Origin of the sequence: Desulfoluna sp. (assembly GCF_030145185.1) — a bacterium.
In the GTDB taxonomy this organism is placed as follows: domain Bacteria; phylum Desulfobacterota; class Desulfobacteria; order Desulfobacterales; family Desulfolunaceae; genus Desulfoluna.
This window is the reverse complement of record NZ_JAQYWB010000017.1, coordinates 1-23,318: the sequence shown is the minus strand read 5'-3', so window position 1 is coordinate 23,318 and position 23,318 is coordinate 1. Positions and strand designations below refer to the sequence as shown.

Genomic DNA, 23,318 nt, shown 5'->3' with positions numbered 1-23,318 from the left:
GATGTAAAGGAGGATTCGTAGTGGATAGAAATTCGACAAAGTGGCCCATTCAGCCCATGGCATTTTTTCCGGCATTTATCTGCATGGTTGTGTTTATTTCCGTTGGTATCTTGAACACCGATGCGCTTGGTTCTTTTCTTAACGGGGCCCTTGATGTGCTGTCGGCCAAGTTTGGCTGGCTTTACATGCTTGTTGCGTTGGCGTGCGTTGTGTTTTCACTTTATTTCAGTTTTTCCAAATTTGGAGATATACGCATTGGCGGTCAGGATGCCAAGCCTGATCTCACTATGTGGCAGTGGTTCAGCATCTGCCTTTGCTCCGGTATCGGGACCGGCATTCTGTTTTGGGGCATGGGGGAGCCGATGTTTTTTTACGCGGAACCCTCTCAGGCGAGCGGGCTTGTCCCCTTCAGCCACCAGGCAGGGGTTAACGCTATTTCCCAGGCGGCCTTCCACTGGACCATCATGCAGTATTCCATGTACACGATGGGCGCGCTTGGAGCAGCCTTAGTGGCGTACGGCAAGGCCTCAAATTTCTCGGTCAGTGCTTCTCTGAGTGGTCTGCTTGGTGAAAAAGCTGCGGGTACCGTGGGGCATATTATCAACGGCATCTGCCTGTTTGCCCTGTGTGGTGCAGTTTCCTGTTCCATGGGGGCGGCGTTGCTGCAGATTGGTAGTGGGTTAAACAACCTCTTCGGTGTCTCTGAGGGCAAACTCCTCTGGCTGGTTATTGCCATTGTGATTACGGCGACCTACACCTTCTCCAGTATTACCGGTATGAAGAAGGGCTTGAGCTTTCTTAGCTCGCTGAACACCAAGATTTTCCTGGGGCTTGCCCTGGTGATGCTTCTCCTCGGGCCGACGAACTTTATTGCGGACATTGGGGTTGCCGCCCTTGGCGATATGTTTTCCACCTTTTTTGATAAAGCCACCGTCACCAACGCGTTGACCACTGACCAGTGGGCCAAAAACTGGACCGTTCAGTACTGGGCGTCCATGATTGTCGTGGCTCCCCTGATCGGCCTGTTTTATGCCCGACTCGCTAAGGGGCGTACGGTTCGGCAGTTTATCGCCATGACCATTTTTGGGCCCTCCGCCTTTTGCTTCATCTGGATCTCCATTTTTGGCGGCACGGCTATCTATCTTCAGTCTTCCGGTTCCTTCGACATGTGGGCAAGCATTCAGGCCAACGGCATGCAGAATACGGTGTTCGCTATTTTCAACCAGTACCCTCTGGCCAAAGTGTTTATCGCGGTCTTTCTCTTTGCGATCTTTGCCTCTTTGGTGACCTATGCCGACCCCATGACCAGCGTGCTGGCCACCCTCAGCTGCAAGAGCCTGCACATTGATCAAGAGCCTCCACGTACTTTGAAGCTTCTTTGGGGCGGAACCATTGGCACCATTGCTTATCTCATCATCGCCACCGGAGGCATTGATGGCATCCGCGGGATGTTTACTCTCATCGGGTTCCCCTTAATGTTTTTGTTGATCGGTATCTGTGTCTCTGCCGTGATAAGTGCGGCCAGATACTTCGAAAAAGGGGCAGCCATGGATTCGGTTGTCACCCCTGTAGAGGGCTCCTGTACCAGGGGTAGGTTGGGTTCCTCTGCAGAGTAGGCGTCATTTTCCCTGAAAAGAAAGATTCACCGCATACACGATGTCTTGGTGTGTGTGCGGTGAATGGAACGGTCGGTTTGATCGTGAGAAATAAAAAAAAGTAAGGAAGCATCATGCAATTAACGGATTATGAAAAAGCGTTGCTGGATGGAAAGCATGGAGAGGCTCGTCAGATGGCCATGAACGTGCTCTACGATCTTGGCGTATACTATGGCGTTGATCGCTTCGTTGAGATCGTTGGATGCCATGACGACAGTACGGTTTATTTTGGAGAGGCTCAGGTCGCTTTTGCAGAGCACCTCGCCGACTTAGGAGCCCACTTTGCAGTCCCCACCTCCACCAACGCGGTGGCTTTGGATATGAAACGGTGGGACATTCAGCGTCACGGAAGCGATTGGATGGCGGCCACTCGTCGCATCGAAGCCTCCCACCTGAAGATGGGGGCCATCGCCAGCTGGACCTGCGCTCCCTATCAGGCTGGGTTTTCTCCCGCCTTCGGCCAGCAGGTCGCCTGCGCGGAATCCAACGTCATCGCCTTCGTGAACTCCATCCTTGGGGCTCGCACCAATCGTTATGCCGGCCCCTTGGAATTGCTGGCCGGCATCGCCGGGCGCGTCCCGTACTTTGGCTTGCATGTTCCTGAAAACAGAAAAGCCGAAGGGTTGGTTGTTTTAGGTGACGACATCACCCCAGACATGTTTGCGGATCGCAGCTTGTATAACTTTATTGCTTATGCCTACGGCAGCATTGTTGGTGACAGGGTGTGGGCACTGGACGGCATGCCCACCCAGATTGCCATGGACGACCTGAAGCAGTTCAGTGCCACGGCCGCGTCATCAGGCGGCATTGCCTTGTTTCACCTGATCGGCGTTACCCCCGAGGCTCAGACCCGTGAGATGGCCTTCGACAAAGAGCCGACAGAGGTGGTTACCCTCACCCAGGCCCATCTTCGTGAGGCCGAGGCCGAACTGTGTAATTTTGATGGAGACGGTTCAATCGATCTTGTTTCGCTGGGGTGCCCCCACTTTTCCTGTGCCGAGTTCCAGGATCTGGAAGATGCCTTTGCTGGACGGCGGGTCAGCGAGAACACCAAGATGTGGATCTTTACCGGTCGTGGTACCTACAATACCGTTCAAGACAGCGGGTTGCTGGACCGCGTCAAGCGCCTGGGCGTTCATGTTTTTGTTGACGGTTGCATCATGGAATACCCCACCGACAAATGGGGTACGCGGTCCATCATGACCAATTCAGGAAAATTTGCCACCTACTGCTTTAACAAAGTGGGTATCCATCCTGTGTTTGGAAATATCAACGAGTGCGTTGAAACCGCTGTGGCGGGCAAGGTCATAAGGAGCAAAAAACCATGGTCAAATTAGAGTGCAAAAAAGTCATTGCCGAAGATCTTCGCGCGGAGTTGGTGTTTTCCAATGATCCCATCAGCTTTGTCGGCGGTGTGAACATCCAGACAGGTGATGTGAGTGACTATCGCCACGCGAATTACAAGCAGAATATTACTGGCAAGGTGTTTGCCTTTCCCTTTGGTAAAGGAAGCAGCGGTGCCGGGCTTGTTCTCATGGAGATGCTGCGCATCGGTACCGCACCTGCGGCCATCATCAATATTCGTACCGATCCTGTCATCCTGACGGGGCCCCTGGTTTGTCACCATTTTTACGACCAGACACTTTCCGTCATTAACCTTTCGGAAGAGGACTACGCCAAACTGGCCGAGGGCAAAGAAATCGAATTGTTCAAGGATTCAGACTATCTTCATGTCTATAAGTAGATTTTTAGCTGCAGCCACGCATTGCGGACCACTCGTGAGTGCCTGAACGATTTCCTCAGCGTGGCTTGTCTGGGCAGGGAGGGGTTCAAAAAAGACTCATTGTCCAAGGGTCTAAGCAATCAACTTCCTGAGACTGACCGCTTGAAAAGAGACCGGGAACCCCCGTCGCTCTCGTTTCAGGCGGTTTTTTTGTTGCCGGGCAATCCGTTTTTTAAACCTGTTTGCCAAGCCCAACGTCAAAACAGGTAAACGTATGGCCTTCGGAGGTCTGGCCTTTGGGCTAAGATATTTTGTACAGTTTTCTTATTTGATTTTGTACCTTTCCAACTTGCGGTAGAGGGTGCTCCGAGGCATGCCAAGGGAGGCTGCGACTTTGGTCATGTTGCCGTTATGGAAGGCGATGGCCTGTTTAATATGGACTTTTATGCTCTCTTCAAGGGGGATTATGGGCATGCCTTTGGGCGAGCCTGTGGGGCATTCGATGCGGTCTGAGATATGGACGGCGCAAAGGGCTTCACCGTCTGCCATGACCAGGGCCCGTTCACAGGCGTTGTAGAGCTCTCGGACATTGCCGGGCCAGCTGTAGGAGGTCAGGGCGGAGAGAAACTCGTCGGTGATCTCTGAGGGCTGGCATTTTGTGTCTTTGTTGATGGTGTCGATGATGTGTCGGGCCAGGATGGGGATGTCAGAGGGCCTCAGGCGAAGGGGGGGGAGCTTTAACTCCACCACGTTTAAGCGGTAGTAGAGGTCTTCCCGAAAGCTTTTGTCACGGACCGCGTGCATGAGGTCCCGGTTGGTCGCCGCAATGATCCGCACATGAACCGGGGTGGGGGCGGTGTCTCCCACTCGCACGATCTCACCTTGTTGAATGGCGCGCAGCAGTTTGGCCTGCATATCCAGGGGGAGGCTGTTGATCTCGTCAAGGAAAAGGGTCCCGCCGGAGGCGATCTCGAATTTGCCTGTGGCCCCCTGTCTGCGGGCGCCGGTAAAGGCCCCGCCCACATAGCCAAAGAATTCCGCCTCCATCAACTGGTTGGGGATGGCGGCGCAGGAGATGGCGACAAAGGGGCCTTTTCGGACGGGGCTGTTGTTGTGAATGGCTTGGGCAAAGAGCTCCTTGCCCGTTCCGCTCTCCCCTGTGATCAGCACCCGGGAGTGGGATGCGGCGACCTTGCGGGCCAATGCCATGCATTTTTTCAGTTCTTGGGAATCCCCTTTGATGTGGTGAAAGTCGTGAATGGCGCAGTTGCCGCCCAGCTTTTGGGTCATGTCTACAAGCTGTTTGTGGGTGGTGATGCTCAAGGTCATGCCCACCGGTTTGCCTGAGGAGACCAGGGTTGGTTGGATGCGGCAGTGGTGAAGCGTTGTGTCCAAGCTGTCTGCAAATCGGATATCGCATGATGAGACCTTGCCCTGGGTGATGAGGTCCAGGACCTCTTCCTTGCAGCCGTCATGGAGCAGGCTCCCTACCCGCAACCCCAAAAGCCCTTGGGCCTCCATGGTGAGGAGGGCGGCGGCGTTTGAGTTGGCGTGGGTGATCCTGCCCTGGGTGTCCAGGCCCAGGATGGCTTCGGGAAGAGAGTTGTAGACCGAAATGAGCATGGAGTTGAGGCGGTGCTGGTTTTTGGCCAGGGCGGCTTCACGCAATCGGGTGCTGATGGCCTCAGCCGCCGAGGTAACCAGGGCCAGGGTGTGGGGATGCCACTCGGGGGTCCATCCAGAGATGCCGATGGAGCCCACGGTGTCCCCCTTCTCGCTGTAGATGGGCGCTGCGTAGCAGGAAGTGGGGTGAAATTCTTTGCAGTAGTGTTCGGCCCCGCAAAGGCTCAAGGGGTGACCCTCCTGAAGGCTGAGGGTGATGGCCCGTCCTCCCATTTTTTCCGGGGAGCAGAGGCAGCCTGGTCTGTTTAAGGCGCGTTCTCCCAGAGAGAGCGCCGATTCGTCCCCCTCCACGGCAAGGAGCACCCCCTCCACCGAGTAGAGAAGGGCAATGGAGTTGGTGGACCGTTTGGAGATGGCCGCCATGTTCAGGATGGGCCGGGCCGCGTCTATGAGGGCGGCGTTATTTTTGAGCACGCGCTCAAGGGCCTTGCCGGTGAGCACCTCCACCGGAGGCGAGGCCTCGGGGTCCACGCCCTGGAGACGGCAGGTCTTCCAGGATTTGAGCACATAGTCAGAAACCTCGTCAGGGGCGATCTCCTGGCCGGCAATAAATTTTTTCCAGGTGGTGAGTGTGGCTATCCTGTCATGCATGCGTTGCTCCAGGCGGTGCTTCGGGTGAATGTGTCAAAATGGGACAACGAGAGGGGCGCTCATCTATTTGCGCCTTGTGGGCTCTTTCGCAGGTTTATCGTTGTCTGGGATACCTTTGTGATAGCTGCCTTGGGGCCATGGAAGGGAGAGCCTATCAAGCCTGAACACCCAATATGACTAAGACCCCAGGGAGAGCACCCAGGCAAATTCTGCGTATTTTCAATAAACCTGTATCATTATGGGACAGTGGCGTCAAGGCAGCAGAGACAACTGTCTTATATTGGGACTGAAGGGGGGCGGCGACATTTTTGGGGAGGAGAGGGACCCTGTGGCAAGTTTCTTGGGCGGTAGTAACTCCCCCTATTTTAAGTGTGTATGGTCTTATTTTGATTTTTTAATACTCTATTTGATTGTTTTGGCACAAAGGTTGCCTATAAGCATGCATGAAAATGAATGATTTAAAATAAGCTGGAACGAAAGTCTTTTTTTAGAAGGTTTTCTTTAAAATCATGATGGCAGGCTGTGTTTGTCCGCCCGTAGACGCGTGGGGATGCATGCCCGCTTATTGAGAAAAATGTGAACTAATATATGAATGAGGAGAGTCCATTGGGCAAGTTAAAAGGCGTGTATATTGTGATGGCGACGCCATTTCTTAAAGATGGGGCCATCGATTTTGATGGGGTGACCAAAAACCTCGAGCATTACATCAAAGTCGGTGCCCATGGGGTGATGGTCGCCGGGGCCCTTGGTGAGTATCTCACCATGACCTTTGACGAACGCAAGGCTCTCGTGGAGCATGTCGCCAAAGTGATCGACGGGCGCATCCCCTTTACGGTGGGCACCATCGCGCACCGCACAGAAGACGTGATTGATCTGACCAACCATGCCGGGGCTCACGGGGCCGCCGGGGTTATGATTCTCCCCCCCCCTGGGACCGGTCTGATGGAAGACGAGATCATCGCTTTCTATAAAGATGTCACCGCGGCCATCACCACTCCGGTTCTGCTTTACAACAATCCCGGAAGTGCGGGGATGGACATGGATTTTGATGTGATCAAAGAGATTGCAGACTTTCCCAACGTCGATGCCATCAAGGAAGCGTCAGGGGACATCAAACGTATCACCCGGATTTCCACCGAGCTCAAGGGGAAACTTACACCCTTCTGCGGTTGGGAAGACATGCATCATGAGTCCTTCTTAGCCGGTGCCAAGGGCTGGGTCTGCATGGGAGCCAACTTTGCTCCCGGACTCACCCGGGATATTTTTGAGCTCGCCGAGTCCGGTGACATCGTAAAGGCCAGGGCTCTGACCGATATCTACACCCCCCTTGCCCGGTACCTGGAGACCGCCGGAAAGGTGACCCAGACCACCAAGTACATCATGGGCAAGGTGGGCCTCGTCGGAGGCGAGGTAAGGGCTCCCCGCCTTCCCCTGACCGAGGAAGAGATGAAGAATATCGATGCGGTTCTTGAGTCCATCGAGCTTTATTAACGCACGTAAGGATCAGGCCGGCGTGAGCTGGTGAAAGGAAGGAGACGCTATGGAGCCTTTGTATACTCCGGGTTTTAATATTGAAGACTCATTCTACAGCCCGGCCATGCGCGTGGGGAATCAGGTCTTTATCTCCGGGCAGGTGCCCCTTGACCCGAAAACCGGGGCGGTGGTGGGCAGCGACATGACCACCCAGGCGAAGCAGGCTTTTGCCAACCTTGAAGGGCTTTTAAAGCACAATAAGATGGGCATGAAGAACCTTGCCAAGGTGACCCTTTATATCAGCGATGTGGACGCGATGGGGGCCATGAATAAGGTCTATGCCGACGTCATGGGCGGTCATAAGCCCGCCAGGGCATGCGTTGAGGTCTCGCGTCTTGTCCTGGACATGATGATTGAAATCGAAGCCATCGCCGTGGTGGAGTGACATTTTGGCGGTTGACAGGGTGGTAAAGGGGGCGTCAACCGCCTTTTTGTCAAAAATTCGAGTGGGAACGACGGCGCGGTCTCTTTTTGGAGCCTCGTTGATGACGATTCAGTTCTCGATCGATGGAAAATCAACCTTTAAAGGTGGGGCATGCGAGATGCACAGATTTTTCCGGTTGCGGCAGGACATCTTGGTTGGTTTGATGTGTCACGGCACAAAGAACACAAAGCTGCCGATATCAATGATCTGAAGGCCCGTTTGACTTTGTGACCACCGGCGGCGGTTCAGGCTGCACAATCATGTGATCAACCGGATGCGTAGATTCTTTGAATCGCGTTTTCCCTGATTGAAACATGTGAACGTCGAGTCTGTCTACGGCGGGATGATTCCCCTGACCCTTAACGGGGAATCTCTCTTCACCCAGGTCAACAAGCGCATTTACGCCGCTGCCGAAGGCGCCGGCCTAACCCACCACAGCTCCATGCTCGGGGTCTACCTGGCCGAGTGGGCCTGTGGCGAAAACAGCGAAGAGCTGAGGTACCTGAAGAAGACCACCACGCCGCGGTGGTGCCCGCCCGAACCCTTCAAGGCCATCGGAGTCAACGTGCGCCTGGCAGATGAGTCCATTGCTGCCAAAGGCGATCTGTCGCCTTTCTCGTGAGACTCACCCCGGCGGGGAGGGATGGGCAGGATGGGGCGGACCGAATAACGGAGAAAAAATTATGAATCAAACAGCCGTGCTCGAAACGGGTTTGGGTGAACCTGTCACTTCCGAAACGGAAGCCAACGCGAGTGAGCGGCAAAAGATCAACCCCTTTGCCTTCTGGCCGGGCTACATTGTTCTGATTCTTTTCATCGGACTGGGACTGTTGAACCAGGGGGCGTTTAAGATTTTTATAGACACCTGCAAAGGGTGGCTCAGCACCCACTTTGGCTGGTTGAACGTTTTCAGCTCCATGGCCATCGTGATCTTTACCTTCTGTATCGCCTTCTCAAAAATTGGGAATATCAGGCTCGGGGGAGAGGATGCCACGCCCGAGTACACCCTGTGGCAGTGGTTCTCCATGGCCCTTTGCGGATGTATCGGCATCGGTATTCTCTTCTGGGGGATGGGCGATCCTATTTTCCACATGATGCAGCCCCCCCAAGGGCTCCCCCTCGTTCCTGGCTCACGTGATGCAGGGATCTTTGCCATCTCCCAGGCTGTCTTGCACTGGAGCGTGGCCCAGTACTGTATTTATACCATCTGCGGGGTAGCCATCGCCCTCGTGGCCTACAACAAGCGGTATCCTTTATCGGTAGCTGCTGGGGTTTACTCTCTGTTTCCCCGTTCATGGCGACCTGCCATGACCTCCATTATCCACGCAACCTGTCTTTTTTCTCTCTGCTGCGCGGTGGCCTGCAGCTTAGGGGCCGGTCTCATGCAGCTGGGCAGCGGTGTCGGGTTCCTGTTGAATGTGACCCTCGGCAAGGTCATGTGGGGCATCCTTGCCGTTGGCGTCATCGGCATGTACACCTTCTCTTCCACCACCGGGATCAAGCGCGGTATGCAATTCCTCTCCGCTCAGTGCACGAGGATCTTCTTTGTTTTTATGCTCTTTACCCTCCTCTTCGGGCCGACCCTTTTTATCCTGACCGTCGGCACCGAAGCCTTCGGGTACTTTGTGGGGAACTTCTTCAGAAACAGCATGCTTTTAAACGCCATGGTTCCCAACGATCCCTGGCCTGCCAACTGGATCCCCGTCTTTATGGCGTCCTTTTTCACCTATGCGCCGCTTCTGGGCCTTTTTCTGGCCCGCCTCGGACGGGGGCGCACCATTCGCCAGTTTATTCTGGTCAACGTCTTTCCCCCCACCGTATTCTGTTACGTCTGGATGTTCATCTTCGGTGGCACTGCGGTTCAGTTTCAATGGTCAGGGGTTTTCGATATCTGGGCCGCGGTTCAGCAAAATGGCTTTGAATCCACGGCTTATGCGATTTTTCAGCAGTTTCCCATGAGTACATTGCTCATCGTTGTGTTTGTTATCACCGTGGCCATCTCTTTTGCCACCCTGGCAGATCCCATGACTTCCGTGCTCGCCACCCTCTCCACCAAAGGGTTGCGCGTCGAAGAAGAGGCCCCCATCCGCCTTAAGATTATCTGGGGTCTGACCACTGGAACGATCGCCTATCTCCTTGTGGCTTCAGGGGGTGTCAGCTCCCTTCGAGGGATGCTCTCCCTGGCCGGTTTTCCCATGATGATTTTAACCCTCTTTATGTGTGTCTCTGTGGTCAAAGAGGGCCTGTTTCTCCTGGGACAGCCTAAAAACTATGTTGATAAAAGCGATGAATTTATTTCCTGAAGCCTGATCTGTCGACGTCAGTGAAAAGAGAAGGGCCCCCCGGTTTGAACCGGGGGGCCCTTTTTTTGTGTTTTCATCAATTTGGGGACTTGCCCGCACCTTCAACGTTGGGGATCACCCCTTGGAGATCGTTTCCAGGATGCGCCCGGCGATGCTGTTGCAGTTCTCTTTGGCCCGTGCCCCCTGGAAGTAGACCGGCGAGAGGGGGAGGGACTCGCCTTTTACAATGAATTCGATGCGGTACTTGGCCAGTTTTCCCTTCCCGCGATACCCCAGCCTCACGTCCTCCACGTCGGAAAAAGAGAGTCGGCCCGCTTTTTCCTTTCGGAACAATTTCTTTCGGCTCCAGAAGATCTCTTGTTTGATGCGATGAAAGGTGAAGTCCACCTCTTCGATGAAGCTGTTGCCGGCTATGCCCGCTATCACTGCCAGGAAAATCCAGTGGAGATAGGACTCGTAGGCAAGCCCGAAGGTGTAAATGAGAAAGCCGGTCCGGACCAGGGCGAAGGACATAATAATTCCGGCGATCAATACAATGGTCCTGTTTTTCTCCTCGACGCGGAGGATCTTTTTGTCATCTTGCGTAATTCTCATCTGTATCGTCCTGCCCGGGGATGAAACCCCGTGTTGCTGATCTTGGGGGACTCGTCGTTCCCCGGTGGGTTGTCAGGGAAACACCGTTCCCTGGTGGGTTGTCAGGGAAACACCGTTCCCTGGTGGGTTGTCAGGGAAACACCGTTCCCTGGTGGGTTGTCAGGGAAACACCGTTCCCTGGTGGGTTGTCAGGGAAACACCGCCCCCTGGGTTTGGCCGTGGCCGGTGTGTCGGTCGTAGTCCGTTTCAAGCGCTCTGTATGTCTCGAGAATACTTTCCCCCAGGGCATTGGCAGCCAACTCCAGGGCCTCGCAGGTTCGTTCGGCGGGCATCCGGGCGATGGCCGCCTCAATGTCTGCAGCGGCTGCAATGCCGATATCCTTATGGCCATTTTCATGCATTTGGAGGGCTTTCATGTAACGCTCCCATCGATGCCTCAAGGCCGGGGGAGATTCAGCCTTGTTCACCCACTTTGGGAGACGGAAGAGCACTTCCACCGAGGTTTCGACGCCGGAGATCTCACAGTGATGGATGCCGGACTCCCAGGTGTAGTGCCACCGGGTGATCCAGGTGGTCAGGGCGTCGTATTTTTTCCCGTCTTTCCATGTGACGCCGAAGAGAACCATCTGGTCTCTCAGCTCCTGGGCAGTGGCCCCGTAAATATCGTAGGTCTCGGTGGTGACGGTGACCGTGGGGCTGGCCCCGGCCGTGGGCGCAAAGAGGGTAAGGACTGCAAAGAAGATGAGGGCCGCAAGGGAAACCAGGATTCTTTTTTTCATCATTTGCCTTATTGTCACGTGTTTGCGAGGGGGGCTCGGAGTCAATGGGTGACCTCAGCCTGCCTCCAGACACTCTTTTTTGCTTTGTCTGTTTCCGGTTTGAGCACGGCCTGCACATCAAATCCGGGGAATCGGGTCTCGATCTGATCCCAGAGCTGTTGAAAGCCCTTGGCCTCCGTCGGGATGGAGCACCCTTTTCCCTCTCCCACAAAAATCAGCCAGAACGAGGGGATCATGGGGCCTTCGAAGGCCGTGATGAGAACGATTTCATGGATCTCCTCCCAGGGCACCGCCTCACGTTTCCGTATGGCGTGCTCGCAGGCCAGTTCATACGGGGTGATCACGACGTGAAAAGGGGCCATCTCCTCTTCCGGTATCGTTATCTCGTCATCCGGGTTGTAAATCAACCGCAGAATCACAAGGACGACAACGGAGCAGAACAAAAGGGCAACCAGGGCTGTGGGCATAGGCTCTCCCCAAGGTTATAAATAAGTAAGGTATGACTATGTTCTCATACGCGGATTTAAATGTACAGATGGAGACGTTGTGACAGGCCGGTTCCCGGTGACGATTTGGGGCGTCTCGTCGGCTGGTTTTTTTTATGTCCCTAATTTTTTTGTAAAAACACCTGTGTTCCTGTATACTTAACCATCCTCCTTTAAAAATGAAAGTGCCCTGGTCCTGGTGTGTGATGGCTGCCATTGGGGCTGCCTTTGGGTGGGCTGGGTGCGTCGGTGGAAAAGCAAACAACAGGGGCTTCGCGGTCATGATGGATGAAAACAAAGAGTTGGATATCGCCGAAAAAGCCATCGCTGAGTTTTCCAAAGAAGAGACAGCGCGGCAGAAACAGCAGCAGGAAAAGAAAAAGAAAAAAGACTATCGGGTGATCTATTTCCTTATCCTGGGACTCTGCGTTGTTATTATTGCCTTTCAGGTGCCCCGGATATTCGCTCTTCAAAAAGAGAATGCCAAACCGCATCGGCTTGGAACGACCGAGACCGACAGGCAAACCGACGCATGCATTGATAATCTGTGGAAAATAGTTCAGAGGCTTCAGTTGGATCAGAAGGAACTCGGTGACTATGCGTGTCCGCTGAACCACAAACCTTACATTTTGACACTCGAAAATGATGGTTATTCCGTGGAATGCCCCAATGCAGAACTTCATGGCTTCTCCCATCTTCGCATCACAACAAACAAACCCATACCCGAGCTTATTCCATGAAAAAGTCAAAGAAGAACCAAGCAGGCTTTTCTCTTATCGAGCTTATGGTGGTCGTCGCCATCGTCGGGGTGCTGAGTTCTATTGCCCTTCCAAGGTACATGAACTATCGGGAAAAAGTCTATGCCGCCAACTGTCTCTTGCTTCGCAGGGATATCGAAACACGGACCCAAGGCTATTTTTTCGAAAACGATGTTTTTACGCCGGAATATATCACCTCATTGCAATGCCCACGGGGGGGCGTTTATACGTGGAGCAGCTCTTCCATTGAGGTCCCGGGATATGGGCAGGTGCAATGCTCGCTGCATCATACCTCGGTTGCCCACCCTCCTCAGCCCCAAGTGCCCACGGGTGAAAATCTGATCCAAAATTTTGATTTCGATCTGGTTGATCAAACAATCTCCTCGTGGGCGGCGGTTTCCACAAGCAAAATCAAAGGATGGGATTCAAATACCGGTGCCATTGAAATGTGGAAAGATGGATTTCTTGGCTACAAGTCTCCAAACGGGGGCTATATCGTCGAGCTGGATGGGGGCCGGGCCACCGATACCATGTCACAGGAGGTGGCAACGGAAGCGGGAAGAATTTATGAGGTGAAGATCATGGCACGGGCCAGAACAGCCAACTCCTCAGATTTCTCTGTCGGTTGGGGCGGGGAAGCGAAAGGCACCTTTTCACCTCCGACCCGGGAGTGGACAGAGTATACTCTTCGGGTGACCGGCACAGGCCAGCCCATCCGCCTTTCATTGTCTGAAATCCCCGGACAGAGCAACGGGCTGGGGGCCTTGATAGACAAGGTTCAGGTCATTGCCACGGAGGCCTTCGAGTAGGCACCGGAAGGTTTACCGTTCCGCCGCTTCGAGTCTCCTTTGAATCAGCCTGTTGACCCGGGCAATGAACCGTTCATAGTTGACGGGCTTTGTCATATAATCATCGGCACCCACCCCCAGCACCTCCACTTCAGATTGAAGATCTTCATTCGCCGTCAACATGATGACCGGAATCATCCGGGTCGTGATTTCTGATTTGAGTTTCTTGATCAGCGTGAGGCCATCCATTTCTGGCATCATGTAATCCGTCACGATGAGGTCCGGCATGGCCTGGTACACCATTTTAAGGGCTTCTGTGCCATTTGTTGCCTTAATGATGCGATAATTCTGGGTTTTTAAGAGGTGGGACATCATTTCGAGTTCTATCTGTTTGTCATCGACGACCAGAACGGTGGGGTGGCCCACACTCGTGACACGGGGCATGGGTTCATAGAGTTTGCAAGCCGTCTCGGGAAGGGCTTCATCAGGCGTTGAAGGCCCGGGGGCCGTGCCGGAGGCCTCGTCATCCAGGGACTCTGGAGAGGCCACGCGGAGCACCTCGCCGATGGTGGTCAACCCTTGCCGGGCTTTCAGGAGCCCATCCATGAAAAAGGGCTGGAACCCCTCCTGCATGGCCTGCTTTTTAATCATGGTCGCCGACACGTCTTTTTTGATGAGGGACTGGACGGATGGGGTGATCCGTAGAATCTCATAAATGCCGATGCGACCGACATACCCGGAATACCGACAGGCTTCGCAGCCTTCTCCTTTGTAGTATTGGACGTGTTCCCCGCCGCTGTGGCCGGTTGGTATTTTATCGAGAAACTGAGCTGACAGCTCATCCGGTGTTTTGCATTGATCGCAGATGCGTCGGACCAGTCGCTGCCCCACGCACGCCACCACCGAGTCTGCCACCACAAAGGCATCGACCCCGAGGTCCAGCAGGCGAGTGATGGCCGACGGCGTGTCATTGGTGTGCAGGGTTGAGAGCACAAGGTGTCCCGTTTGTGACGCCTGACAGGCAATGGATGCTGTTTCGCCGTCTCGAATTTCACCGATCATGACAATGTCCGGGTCCTGTCTCAGGATGGATCTCAGGGCCGAAGGAAAGGTGATGCCGGCCTTGGGATTGATCTGGCCCTGGTTGATTCCGTCGATTTTGTACTCCACGGGGTCCTCCACCGTGATGATATTGACCTCCGAAGAGTTCAGCCGGTTGAGGCAGGCATAGAGCGTCGTCGATTTTCCGCTGCCCGTGGGCCCCGTCACCAAAATGAGACCCTGGGGCCTGCGGATGCTGTTTTCAAGGCTTTTATAGTGTGCCCCCTGCAGCCCGAGGTTTTCAAAACTCATTTTGGCAGATTCCGGGTTGAGAATTCGTATCGTGATTTTTTCACCGTAGGAGGTGGGAAAGGAAGACACGCGTAAATCATAGGCAATGCCGCCGTATTTGACCTGGGCGCGTCCATCCTGGGGCTTGCGACGGATAGAGATATCCATTCCTGAGAAGACCTTGATTCGGGAGACCAGGGCGGCGTGGATGAGTTTGTCGGTTTTTAGAATCTCACGCATGATGCCGTCGATTCGGTAGCGGATGATCACCGAGGCCTGGCGCGGCTCAATATGAATATCACTGGCTTTGAGTTTCACGGCGTCCGCGAGGATGCTGTTGGCAAACCGCACCACCGGAGGGTCTTCGACGATACGTGTCAGCATGCTTTTATCCACCTCTTTTTCCTGGGGCTCAACCGACTTAATCAACTCTATCGCCGCCTCATCCTGAAGTGTCTCCTGGAGGCCGATTCCCTTTTTGGGGTAGTATTTATCAATGGCGGCCAGGACCTCACTCTGGGGAGAGACCGCTATTTTAATAGGTCTCTGGGTCATGAATCGTAAATCATCCAGGGCATAAAATTCCAGGGGATTGGCCATGGTGACCACCAGCTCTCCCTCTTCCTCTGTGATCGGTAAAAGCAGGTAGCTCTCCGCCATTTCAGCCGGGACCAGGGCGATTACCTCGGATGAAACATGGATCTCCGACAGGTGGAGGAGCGGGATGTTTAACTGGGTGGATAAGGCCCTGGCTATCTGGATATCATCCACGATGCCCATATCCATGAGAATCTGACCGATTTTTTTCGTGGTGGTTCTCTGGGCGTTCAGGGCTTTTTGCAGGTCGTTCGGGGAAAGAATACCGGCCTGGATCAGCAGGTCCCCCAATCGTTTATGTTTGTGCGCTTTAAGGGGATTCCCCTTATCAGACTCGTTAGTCATCATCTCTCCCCTTGGTGTGGGTGGGTATTCACGCACTTCGTACAGAGACGCCTCGGGTGAAGGGTTTTAGAAAGGAAGCTGGTTTAAGGTGGCTGGGGTCACAGAGGAGTTGAGGGGCCGATAGAGATCGTCGCCGCAGGAATAAAAAAGAAACGTGGACTTATTCTCACACACACCGGGAGAAAAGTACATATGGCGGCCAGTAGATTTGGTTTTTTGGATTGGGGGGCACCCTTGACGGAAAAATCATCTTGAACGCGTGGTGCCGCAGCGATTTAACCCTCGTTTTCGGGTCAAATCGCTGCGGCATTTTTATAGGCATCGTGACGTTCTTTTTTGCGTGAGCCCTTAATCTCTGAAGAAAAGGCTGAAAACTCAGTGAATGGGGGCGATGTGGATCATCCAGGTCACGAGATAATAGAAAATAAGGGCACCCAGACAGAAGACCCACGGGTTGACCCGGGTTCCGAGAAACGAAAGATAAATGGCATCGGCTTTCTCCGGGCACACGCCCGTGTCGATGCAGTTGTAGCACCCCAGGCAGTCGCCCCCTGCGATGGTCGCTTTTTCCGATATCTTGATCTGAACAGGGCAGACCTGGTCGCAGCGACGGCAGGAGAGGCAGGCGGAGGCCTCCCGCTTGATGACGGTCAGCGGGAGAAAGCGATTGATGAGGTTGTAACCTGCTTTCTGGAAGCAGATGTACTTGCAGAAAAAACGGGGGATCAAAAGCGGAATCAGGAGAATGAAGACTTTTTTGGCTTTGATATACCCCCAGGTGAAGGCCGTGGCTTTATACATGATCATGTGATCCCCCCAGAAGTAATCGATCCCTTCTGAGATGATGACAAAGACGAATCCGGTGAGGAAGAGGTACTTCAGGTACCGCAGGGGCTTGTCCACTTTTTCCGGGAGGTCTCTCTGAAGGCTTGGGAACATTTTTTTCCCGATCTTGCTGATGAAGTAGTCGGCGTTTCCGAAGGGGCAGATCCAACCGCACCAGAATGATCCGAAGAGGACAAACATCAGCAGGACGATCACCTCCATCTCAACGTCCAGCTCTGTGCCAAATAGGGTCTCTGGCACCCAGGCAATCCAGGGGAGAAAGAGGAGGACGGTCATCAGGCGAACGAAATCGCGCAGGTGAAGCAGGTGAATCCCGTCCCATTTTTTTTCAGTTGATTTGGGGGCCATGGTCTTTTTCCTTGTTGTCGTGATGATGTTAGGGCCTTGTGCGGCTCTGTCGAGCAAAAAATAAAGTGCAAGATTTTTTAAACGGGTATGGTCGGCGTTTTGTAATAATTTTCGCAAGTCATCTCACACCGACGCGCGAAGGGTGAGATGACTTGCAACCTGGGGGGCTCTGGCCTTTTAGATGAAGAGGCTTTGCCACCCCGGCCGCCGGAGGAAAATGGAGGGGTGATAGACGGGTTTTCTTTTATGACTCATGGTCGTCGTTCCCTTTCTCTGAATGATGAGAAGAGACCGGATAGATGTTTCCGTTCAGGGGGTCGATGAGAAGGCTTTGGTCGGTGCCTGCCTCATTTATCCGCAGATGATAGAAAAAGTTTCCCCCTTCTTCCTCAAGTGTTGCGCTGGTGACCACTCCGACCCTTGTTTTTTCGGCTTTGGCAATGGCCTGTTTCAGGGTGAGTTCCATGCCCTCTGGAAGGTTCCGGTAATGAAAGGTGGCCAGGCGATCCCTGTTGCTTGAAATGATGTTGCCGTCTTTCGGATCCACCCTGTATTCCATTACCCCTTCAGGGGTAACAGCCTCGACCTCATAGACGAGGGGGCCGTCTCCGAAGGAGAAGAAAGAGTCCATCTCTTCGAAATGGATCTCAACCACGCGCCCATTGGAATCGGTGGCGACCTTGTCGATGACCTCCTCCAGGGAAACGTTCGCCCGTCCTCGAGCGATCGCGGCCTTCATACCGTTGGGGTGGTCGTCGGCCAGTGCCACGGAGCCCAGAAGGGATAGAGAACTCAGAAAGGCCAGAAAACCGGCTGTCATGAGGGTGCACTTTTTATTCATGGGGACCTCCATTTGAGATTTGTTTGTATTCGCTGGAGGTCATCATCACAGAAGGGGCCTTTCAGAACGCTTACAGGAGGATGACAGTTTTGAAAGGAAGGAAGAAAGGCGGCCCTGCCGGGGGCCAAACTTTTGAAAAGTTTGATAAACAGGTTTTAAAAATGTATCGGTTCCTCATTGTCTCTGACAACTTACTGTTTTGACGCTGATTTATTTTCATGGCAGCCCCTACGCCGGTACAGCCGATAAGCTTTTGCGAAGCCCGTCAGCGAATGTGAGGTGCACGAGGAACGAGGGCTCGGAGCTTTCGTAACCTGGGATCATCCCCTTGCTGCCGGAGGCATGTTTTTTGGTGTGTTTGGCAGGTTGACCCTGAAGGTGGTGCCTTCATCGGGGCTGCTGTTGACTTCGATGCTGCCGTTGTGGGCGTTGACCACGGCTTTCACCAGGGAGAGGCCGAGGCCCAGCCCTTTTTGTGAGCGGCTTTTGTCGCTGCGGTAGAGCCGGTCGAAGATACGGGGCAGGTCATGGGCTGGAATTCCGATGCCGGTGTCTGTGATCGTGAGGGTAAGCTGTGCCTCGCTTTGTGTTGCGCAGAGGGTGATGTGGCCGTTTTCGGGGGTGTATTTGATGGCGTTATCCATCAGGTTGCAGAGCACCTGCCGGAGGCGTGCGTAATCGGCGTTTACGATGAGTTCCGCCGGAACGTGGGTGTCCAGGCCATGGTGTTTTTCTTCGGCGGGGTAGAAGAAGAGGTCCCTGATTTCTTCCAGGAGATCGGCAAGGATGAACTCGGAACAGGTGAGCTTCATCACGCCGGTTTCTGCCTCGGAGATATCCATGAGAGCTGTGAGCATGGTGGAGATGCGTTCAGATTCTTCGGCACAGTCCAGAAGAGCTTCGCGAAGGGTGTCCGGGTCTTCGGAGACCACGCTGGTCTCGATGGCGCTTCGCATGCGCATGAGGGGGGTGCGCAGGTCGTGGGCCGCATTGTCCAGGGCCTCGCGCATGCCGTTGATCAGGGCTTCGATGCGGTCGAGCATGGTGTTGAATTGCCCGGCCAGGATTTTCAGTTCGTTTTCGGTCCCATGGACGGGAACTCGGGTGTCGATCCTGCCGGACAGGACCCCTGCCACCGCCTCGGTGAGGTCCCGAACCGGCTTGAGGGCGCGTCGGGCGAGGAGGGAGCCAATGAATACGCTGAGGGCGATGAGTGGCCCCATGATGTAGAGAAACAGGTCCCTTAAATGTTCCAGAAACTCTTCCCGCGACTGGGCCGAGTAACCCACCTGCAGTCTGAAGCCGTTTTTAGATGTTCTGCCCAGGATTTCCAATGAATCATCACGGATATCACCATCGGTGTGGAGGGCCTGGTCCGTTCTCTGCGTGACCCAGGCACGCTCTGAAAATGGCAGGCGGTTCCAAATGCCTTTTGTGGGCACCGCCCGCCATCCATAGGGGAGGGACAGGTAGAGGATGGATTCGTCCGGCGCTTTGACCATCACAAAAAAACTCCCGGTGATGTGGGACAGCTGGTCCTGCTTTAAAGAGGCCATCAGGGCATCCACCCCTTGGGTTTTGGAAATGACCAGGTATTTTTCGAGCATCTGGGTAATGATCTGATGGTCTTTCGCGCGGATCGATGCGTTGATGATGGTGAACCCAACCGCAAAAAGAATCAGCCAGCTCAAGATAAAAATCAGGGCATACCAGAAAGTCAGCTTGACTCCTGTGTTGCGCTTGAGGCCCTCAAGGCGCTTTGAGAACATATCCGACCCCCCGTAAGGTATGCAGCAGTTTTTCGGGAAACTCTTTGTCGATTTTGGCTCGCAGGCGACAGACCAGAACATCGACGGTGTTGGTCTGAGGGTCAAAGTTATATCCCCAGATGTGCTCCAGGATCGCGGTTTTCGAGATCGCTTTCCCGGCATTTTGCATCAGGAACTGCAGGAGGGCAAACTCCCGCGGCTGCAGTTCAATGTCTCGGCCCGCGCGGACAATTTCCCGGGTGAGCAGGTTCAGGGTGAGATCCGCCATGCTCAGGCTGGTGGGGTCGGTGGTGCCTCGGGAGCGGCGGATCAGGGCCTGCACGCGGGTCAGCAGCTCAGAAAAGGAGAAGGGCTTGACCAGGTAATCGTCCGCTCCGGTTTGCAACCCCTTGATGCGGTCGTCTACCCGATGCCGGGCGCTCAGGATGATCAGCGGCATGTTGATGTCGCTGCCGCGCATTGTCTCGATGATCTGGAGGCCGTCGATTTCCGGCAGCATGATATCGAAGATGCCGGCATCGTAGGTTTCGGTCAAGGCCAGGTGGAGGCCGTCGGTGCCGTTGGCGGCATGGTCCACGGTGTATCCGGCTTCCTTTAAGCCCTTGGCGATAAACGCCGCGATTTTTTCGTCGTCTTCGACCAGTAATATGCGCATGGTGTGTTATCGGCCTCATGAATGATGTGATTCATATAGAGGGGTGCGTGCACCCTCTCCGGTCTTTTTTTAAGAGAGGGAACACCTCTGCGGGAACAATGGCCCTTGCATCATGTTCCTGTCGTCTGTGGTTTTCTTTCGTTAAAGAAATGAGATGGCTTTTCGCGGGCAAGCTTCAACACATTGGCCGCACCCCCGACAGATGTCCCTGTGGACCACGGCAATATCCGTCACGGTGATGGCACCCGTCGGACAGACTTTTTCACACATGTGGCACCCGACACATTTTTCAGTATCTACCTGAACGCCTTGACGTCTCTGTGATCTTGTTTCCAAGGGTGGGTGTCCGGGAGGAGAGGGTGGCACCGATGGGCTTTGGACCACTCCCCCGACGCCTGCCCTGCAAAGAACCCTGTATGCATTGCGGTGATGATGCTTTCCGATTTCGTGACGATGTTTATGTTCTCCGTGTCCTGTGTGGCAATGTTTCATGATCGGCCCTTTTTATTACAGCTCTGTCCACAGGGGAGATTTGAAAATTCCTTCCTCCGCCGCTTCTTCCAGTTTCAGGAACAATTCCCAGGGCAGGGCGTAGGTCAGCACATCATCCGGGAGGATCTTTCTGACATTGATTCGGGCGGCCAGGTCGATCATGCCGAGGACGGCCCTTGGATTGGTCGATTCCGCTTCGTTGAACACATAAGCGCCGAGCATTTGGCAGGCGCCGCCCTGTGGGGTGACGGTCTCGTTGATTCCTGTTCGAATGGAACCGGCCAGGGTCATGAGGGCGCTGAACTGGATGGGGTTGACGGTAAAAATCACGGACTCTGGGGTTTCATCTTCCGCCAGCTCATTCAAGGGCTTAATGACCCGGTACTTTTCCGGAAAATCATACACGGGAAGGTCTTGGGTGATCCAGGTGAGAGCCCTCTCCTTGGAACAATAGAGCCGCTCGCCTTCCATAAGTTTTTTGCGGACATGGGGATTCACCTTGTCCGCCATGGCCGTGTAAGCCTCTTTGTCGACCGCGTCTTCCAGTCCCTTGGAAAAAAAAGCTGAAAAAGTCTCCAGGCCTCCCAGGGCCTTGTCGTAGGCCGTGCCGAATCCCAGGCCGGCGCAGGCCCCCGGGCACCCATAGGTTTCACGATCAAAGATCACGGTTTTTCCCCGCGTGACGGCCTGGGCAAAGAGGGTCATGACGCAATAGTATCGTCCTGCCGAGGCCTGGGTGGCCTGGGCGGGTTTTGTATCGGTCCTTAAGAGGACCACGGTCTCTAGAGCAGGGTTTAATTTTTCAACGATTAGACTTTTCATGATGGAGTCTCCTTTGGCTTGGCGAGGTGAGAGTCGCTTTTATGGATGAGTACGATAAGGAGGAGCACAAGGGCAGCGGCCGCCGAACTCAGCCAGCAAGCCACAAGAAAAGGGCTTCCCGTGGTTTGGGCCATCCAGTGGCTTCCGATTTTGTCGATGAGAAGAGGGGATGAGAATTGACCCAGGTACATCATGCTGCTGATCAGGGCCATGGCGGAGACAGACTGGTCGACATCCACGGACGTCCTGACGCAGTGGAAGATATAGGGCAGAAGATAGCCTTCCCCAAGGCCCACGAGGGCGACCCCGAAAAACACAGGGGGCAGGGTCTCGGCACCGGAAAGAAATCCCAGGCCACAGGCCATGAGAGCGATTCCCACCACCACCGAAAAATACTTCAACGCGGTATAGACCCGTTGGAAACAGAGCCCCATCACAAAGCCCCCGCCCGTGATAAAGGCACACGCCATGCCCGATGACGAGGCATCGCCCATGCCGGTTTTTGCGATGAACAGCGCGATGTTGACAGGCACGGTATAAAACACAAGCATCAGCAGAAATATGGCACCCGCGCAGAGGTAAACAGGCACCGACAGCCTGGGCTTTGGGCTGGTGCAGGGTCTCTTTTTTCCGGCAGGCTCCGGTAGATAGAAGAGAACCATGGCAATGGCAACGCAAGCCAGGCCATAGGCCCCGAAGGAATAACGCCAGCACAAGGTGGCCAGGGCACCGGAGAGGATCTGTGCCGCCATGCCGCCCAGGTGGTTTGAGGCACTGATCCACCCCATCATGCGTGTGGCCTTCTCTCCTTCAAAAAAATCGGAAACAAGGGCGGTCGAGATGGGCATGATCAGCCCGACGGAGAGACCGAGCAGGGCACGGCAAAACAACAGGACGTGAATGGTTGAAGCAAATCCTCCCCCGATGCCCCCGATGAGATACAGCCACAATCCGGTCAGCAGGACCTTTTTTTTGCCAAAGGCGTCGGTCAACCTGCCTGCGAGCAGTGCAAAGGGGATGACCATCAGCGGGGGCAATGTCACGACCAGTTTGATGATCTCGGGTCGAGTACTTGAAAACGCGTCCGCGATGGTGGCCACCGCCGGGGAGATGGCAGCGCCCGCCATGACGGTAAGCAGGGCCACGGAGAGGATGGCCGGGGCGACCCCTTCAGTCGATTTCACTGTCGCATCCTTTCATGTTGACGAGGACTTGCTTGAGTACGTTGATGCACAGGGCCAGTTCTTGCGGATTAATATCCGCTGTGGCCTGTGCCAGATTGTCTTTGGCCAATCCGATGAGTTGTTCCTGAATGCTCATGCCCTTTGGTGTGAGAAAAATGTGGTTGCTTCGGCGATCGTTCGGATCAGGCCGCCGATTTACCAGGCCTCGGCGTTCCAGTCCGTCCACGAGTTTGACCAGGGAGACCTTGCTCTTGTGCGTTTTTTCAGCCAGCTGCTGCTGCGTCAGCCCGTCTTCAAACCAGAGGATAATCATCACCTTCCACTGTTCGGAGGTCGCGTCGATTCCTGCCGCTGTAAATTTGCGGTTGAGCTCAAGCCGCATGAACTGAGAGGCCCAGTCGAGAAGCATTCCCAATGAATTTTCAAGGTCATAGTCAGGTTTTTTGTGCATGGCAGGGCTCCGGGTGAAAAGTTAATTGATTTATAGTTAACTAATTAACTATTGGGCCCGATGTCAAGGCCAATCGGTTACATTGTATCGAGATTGATGACGCTGTGGATGTGTTTTTATTGGGAAATAAGGGCCTTTGACTTAATTTTTCTTGAACCGTTTGCCCTCTCGTCGCAGCCATCGGTGGCCCTTGCGCGTCAACCGGTAACGCTGTGTCGGGCTGCGCGGTGAGTCGGGCTGGGTGCGCTCGATCCATTCGTCTTCCAATGTCGGATTGAGGTCGATTTTTCGAAAGGTGGGGGGGTGGGATAGGGCCTGCA

At 54.3% G+C, this 23,318-nt stretch carries 23 protein-coding genes; 9 read left to right on the top strand and 14 right to left on the bottom strand.

Annotation, left to right across the window (positions count from 1 at the left end; translation table 11 throughout):
- The first annotated feature begins 20 nt into the window (after window positions 1–20).
- The 3 genes from Q1Q75_RS07180 to Q1Q75_RS07170 all read left to right on the top strand — a co-directional run bounded on the left by Q1Q75_RS07180 (window position 21) and on the right by Q1Q75_RS07170 (window position 3,399).
- On the top strand, window positions 21–1,616 hold the full coding sequence (locus Q1Q75_RS07180; RefSeq protein ID WP_300668682.1) for a BCCT family transporter: 1,596 nt from the start codon (window positions 21–23) through the stop codon (window positions 1,614–1,616).
- Between the two features lie 113 nt (window positions 1,617–1,729).
- Entirely contained in the window at window positions 1,730–2,992 is a 1,263-nt protein-coding gene (locus tag Q1Q75_RS07175; protein WP_300668681.1) for an aconitase X catalytic domain-containing protein, read from the top strand.
- Window positions 2,980–3,399 carry a DUF126 domain-containing protein gene (locus Q1Q75_RS07170; RefSeq protein ID WP_300668680.1) on the top strand — a complete coding sequence of 140 codons (420 nt, stop codon included), beginning with the start codon at window positions 2,980–2,982 and terminating at the stop codon, window positions 3,397–3,399. Before Q1Q75_RS07175 ends, Q1Q75_RS07170 begins: the two co-directional genes overlap by 13 nt.
- Before the next feature lie 303 nt (window positions 3,400–3,702).
- Here the strand turns inward: Q1Q75_RS07170 and Q1Q75_RS07165 are convergent, their stop codons facing one another.
- Entirely contained in the window at window positions 3,703–5,652 is a 1,950-nt protein-coding gene (locus tag Q1Q75_RS07165; RefSeq protein WP_300668679.1) for a sigma 54-interacting transcriptional regulator, read from the bottom strand.
- A gap of 606 nt (window positions 5,653–6,258) precedes the next feature.
- Between Q1Q75_RS07165 and Q1Q75_RS07160 the strand changes: the two genes are divergently transcribed.
- The 4 genes from Q1Q75_RS07160 (at window position 6,259) to Q1Q75_RS07145 (ending at window position 9,912) form a co-directional block, all read left to right on the top strand.
- On the top strand, window positions 6,259–7,143 hold the full coding sequence (locus tag Q1Q75_RS07160; protein ID WP_300668677.1) for a dihydrodipicolinate synthase family protein: 885 nt from the start codon (window positions 6,259–6,261) through the stop codon (window positions 7,141–7,143).
- A gap of 49 nt (window positions 7,144–7,192) precedes the next feature.
- Entirely contained in the window at window positions 7,193–7,570 is a 378-nt protein-coding gene (locus Q1Q75_RS07155) for a RidA family protein (protein WP_300668675.1), read from the top strand.
- Between the two features lie 355 nt (window positions 7,571–7,925).
- Window positions 7,926–8,231, top strand: coding sequence for a hypothetical protein (locus tag Q1Q75_RS07150; protein ID WP_300668674.1), 306 nt, complete (start codon window positions 7,926–7,928; stop codon window positions 8,229–8,231).
- 61 nt (window positions 8,232–8,292) lie between these two features.
- Entirely contained in the window at window positions 8,293–9,912 is a 1,620-nt protein-coding gene (locus Q1Q75_RS07145) for a BCCT family transporter (RefSeq protein ID WP_300668672.1), read from the top strand.
- A 114-nt stretch (window positions 9,913–10,026) separates the two neighbouring features.
- Here Q1Q75_RS07145 and Q1Q75_RS07140 read toward each other — a convergent pair whose 3' ends face one another.
- The 3 genes from Q1Q75_RS07140 to Q1Q75_RS07130 form a co-directional block, all read right to left on the bottom strand.
- The gene (locus Q1Q75_RS07140) at window positions 10,027–10,506 is read right to left on the bottom strand and encodes a hypothetical protein (protein ID WP_300668670.1); all 480 of its coding nucleotides are present in this window, start codon (window positions 10,504–10,506) and stop codon (window positions 10,027–10,029) included.
- Between the two features lie 188 nt (window positions 10,507–10,694).
- Window positions 10,695–11,288, bottom strand: a complete 594-nt coding sequence (locus tag Q1Q75_RS07135; protein WP_300668669.1) for a DUF922 domain-containing protein — start codon at window positions 11,286–11,288, stop codon at window positions 10,695–10,697.
- A gap of 38 nt (window positions 11,289–11,326) precedes the next feature.
- Window positions 11,327–11,752 (bottom strand): hypothetical protein, encoded by a 426-nt coding sequence (locus Q1Q75_RS07130; protein ID WP_300668667.1) that lies wholly within the window; start codon window positions 11,750–11,752, stop codon window positions 11,327–11,329.
- A 302-nt stretch (window positions 11,753–12,054) separates the two neighbouring features.
- Here Q1Q75_RS07130 and Q1Q75_RS07125 point away from each other — a divergent pair, with 302 nt between their 5' ends.
- Together Q1Q75_RS07125 and Q1Q75_RS07120 are read left to right on the top strand one after the other, a co-directional pair.
- Entirely contained in the window at window positions 12,055–12,510 is a 456-nt protein-coding gene (locus tag Q1Q75_RS07125) for a hypothetical protein (protein WP_300668665.1), read from the top strand.
- Window positions 12,507–13,337 carry a type IV pilin protein gene (locus Q1Q75_RS07120; RefSeq protein WP_300668664.1) on the top strand — a complete coding sequence of 277 codons (831 nt, stop codon included), beginning with the start codon at window positions 12,507–12,509 and terminating at the stop codon, window positions 13,335–13,337. Before Q1Q75_RS07125 ends, Q1Q75_RS07120 begins: the two co-directional genes overlap by 4 nt.
- Window positions 13,338–13,349: 12 nt before the next feature.
- On the opposite strand, the gene Q1Q75_RS07115 is transcribed toward Q1Q75_RS07120, so the two are convergent.
- From Q1Q75_RS07115 to Q1Q75_RS22595, 10 genes are all read right to left on the bottom strand, one after another.
- Window positions 13,350–15,590, bottom strand: coding sequence for an ATPase, T2SS/T4P/T4SS family (locus Q1Q75_RS07115; RefSeq protein WP_300668662.1), 2,241 nt, complete (start codon window positions 15,588–15,590; stop codon window positions 13,350–13,352).
- A gap of 375 nt (window positions 15,591–15,965) precedes the next feature.
- The gene (locus Q1Q75_RS07110; RefSeq protein ID WP_300668660.1) at window positions 15,966–16,784 is read right to left on the bottom strand and encodes a 4Fe-4S binding protein; all 819 of its coding nucleotides are present in this window, start codon (window positions 16,782–16,784) and stop codon (window positions 15,966–15,968) included.
- A gap of 244 nt (window positions 16,785–17,028) precedes the next feature.
- On the bottom strand, window positions 17,029–17,625 hold the full coding sequence (locus tag Q1Q75_RS07105; protein ID WP_300668658.1) for a PepSY domain-containing protein: 597 nt from the start codon (window positions 17,623–17,625) through the stop codon (window positions 17,029–17,031).
- A 320-nt stretch (window positions 17,626–17,945) separates the two neighbouring features.
- Window positions 17,946–19,394 (bottom strand): HAMP domain-containing sensor histidine kinase, encoded by a 1,449-nt coding sequence (locus Q1Q75_RS07100; RefSeq protein WP_300668656.1) that lies wholly within the window; start codon window positions 19,392–19,394, stop codon window positions 17,946–17,948.
- The gene (locus Q1Q75_RS07095) at window positions 19,375–20,049 is read right to left on the bottom strand and encodes a response regulator (RefSeq protein ID WP_300668654.1); all 675 of its coding nucleotides are present in this window, start codon (window positions 20,047–20,049) and stop codon (window positions 19,375–19,377) included. The genes Q1Q75_RS07100 and Q1Q75_RS07095 overlap by 20 nt, the downstream gene beginning before the upstream one ends.
- A 141-nt stretch (window positions 20,050–20,190) precedes the next feature.
- The gene (locus Q1Q75_RS07090; protein ID WP_300668653.1) at window positions 20,191–20,541 is read right to left on the bottom strand and encodes a 4Fe-4S binding protein; all 351 of its coding nucleotides are present in this window, start codon (window positions 20,539–20,541) and stop codon (window positions 20,191–20,193) included.
- Window positions 20,542–20,556: 15 nt separating this feature from the next.
- On the bottom strand, window positions 20,557–21,363 hold the full coding sequence (locus tag Q1Q75_RS07085) for a DUF169 domain-containing protein (protein ID WP_300668651.1): 807 nt from the start codon (window positions 21,361–21,363) through the stop codon (window positions 20,557–20,559).
- Entirely contained in the window at window positions 21,360–22,547 is a 1,188-nt protein-coding gene (locus tag Q1Q75_RS07080; RefSeq protein WP_300668649.1) for an MFS transporter, read from the bottom strand. Before Q1Q75_RS07080 ends, Q1Q75_RS07085 begins: the two co-directional genes overlap by 4 nt.
- Entirely contained in the window at window positions 22,534–22,998 is a 465-nt protein-coding gene (locus tag Q1Q75_RS07075) for a MarR family transcriptional regulator (protein WP_300668647.1), read from the bottom strand. Before Q1Q75_RS07075 ends, Q1Q75_RS07080 begins: the two co-directional genes overlap by 14 nt.
- A gap of 141 nt (window positions 22,999–23,139) precedes the next feature.
- The coding region (locus Q1Q75_RS22595; protein WP_366945176.1) for a Fic family protein at window positions 23,140–23,318 on the bottom strand (179 nt) is incomplete at its 5' end.

Excerpts from the sequence above, each read along its gene's own strand:
- Q1Q75_RS07175 (WP_300668681.1), top strand. The coding sequence starts at position 1,730 with ATGCAATTAACGGATTATGAAAAAGCGTTGCTGGATGGAAAGCATGGA.
- Q1Q75_RS07170 (WP_300668680.1), top strand. The coding sequence starts at position 2,980 with ATGGTCAAATTAGAGTGCAAAAAAGTCATTGCCGAAGATCTTCGCGCG.
- Q1Q75_RS07165 (WP_300668679.1), bottom strand. The coding sequence starts at position 5,652 with ATGCATGACAGGATAGCCACACTCACCACCTGGAAAAAATTTATTGCC.
- Q1Q75_RS07155 (WP_300668675.1), top strand. The coding sequence starts at position 7,193 with ATGGAGCCTTTGTATACTCCGGGTTTTAATATTGAAGACTCATTCTAC.
- Q1Q75_RS07145 (WP_300668672.1), top strand. The coding sequence starts at position 8,293 with ATGAATCAAACAGCCGTGCTCGAAACGGGTTTGGGTGAACCTGTCACT.
- Q1Q75_RS07140 (WP_300668670.1), bottom strand. The coding sequence starts at position 10,506 with ATGAGAATTACGCAAGATGACAAAAAGATCCTCCGCGTCGAGGAGAAA.
- Q1Q75_RS07135 (WP_300668669.1), bottom strand. The coding sequence starts at position 11,288 with ATGATGAAAAAAAGAATCCTGGTTTCCCTTGCGGCCCTCATCTTCTTT.
- Q1Q75_RS07130 (WP_300668667.1), bottom strand. The coding sequence starts at position 11,752 with ATGCCCACAGCCCTGGTTGCCCTTTTGTTCTGCTCCGTTGTCGTCCTT.
- Q1Q75_RS07125 (WP_300668665.1), top strand. The coding sequence starts at position 12,055 with ATGGATGAAAACAAAGAGTTGGATATCGCCGAAAAAGCCATCGCTGAG.
- Q1Q75_RS07120 (WP_300668664.1), top strand. The coding sequence starts at position 12,507 with ATGAAAAAGTCAAAGAAGAACCAAGCAGGCTTTTCTCTTATCGAGCTT.
- Q1Q75_RS07115 (WP_300668662.1), bottom strand. The coding sequence starts at position 15,590 with ATGACTAACGAGTCTGATAAGGGGAATCCCCTTAAAGCGCACAAACAT.
- Q1Q75_RS07110 (WP_300668660.1), bottom strand. The coding sequence starts at position 16,784 with ATGGCCCCCAAATCAACTGAAAAAAAATGGGACGGGATTCACCTGCTT.
- Q1Q75_RS07105 (WP_300668658.1), bottom strand. The coding sequence starts at position 17,625 with ATGAATAAAAAGTGCACCCTCATGACAGCCGGTTTTCTGGCCTTTCTG.
- Q1Q75_RS07100 (WP_300668656.1), bottom strand. The coding sequence starts at position 19,394 with ATGTTCTCAAAGCGCCTTGAGGGCCTCAAGCGCAACACAGGAGTCAAG.
- Q1Q75_RS07095 (WP_300668654.1), bottom strand. The coding sequence starts at position 20,049 with ATGCGCATATTACTGGTCGAAGACGACGAAAAAATCGCGGCGTTTATC.
- Q1Q75_RS07090 (WP_300668653.1), bottom strand. The coding sequence starts at position 20,541 with ATGAAACATTGCCACACAGGACACGGAGAACATAAACATCGTCACGAA.
- Q1Q75_RS07085 (WP_300668651.1), bottom strand. The coding sequence starts at position 21,363 with ATGAAAAGTCTAATCGTTGAAAAATTAAACCCTGCTCTAGAGACCGTG.
- Q1Q75_RS07075 (WP_300668647.1), bottom strand. The coding sequence starts at position 22,998 with ATGCACAAAAAACCTGACTATGACCTTGAAAATTCATTGGGAATGCTT.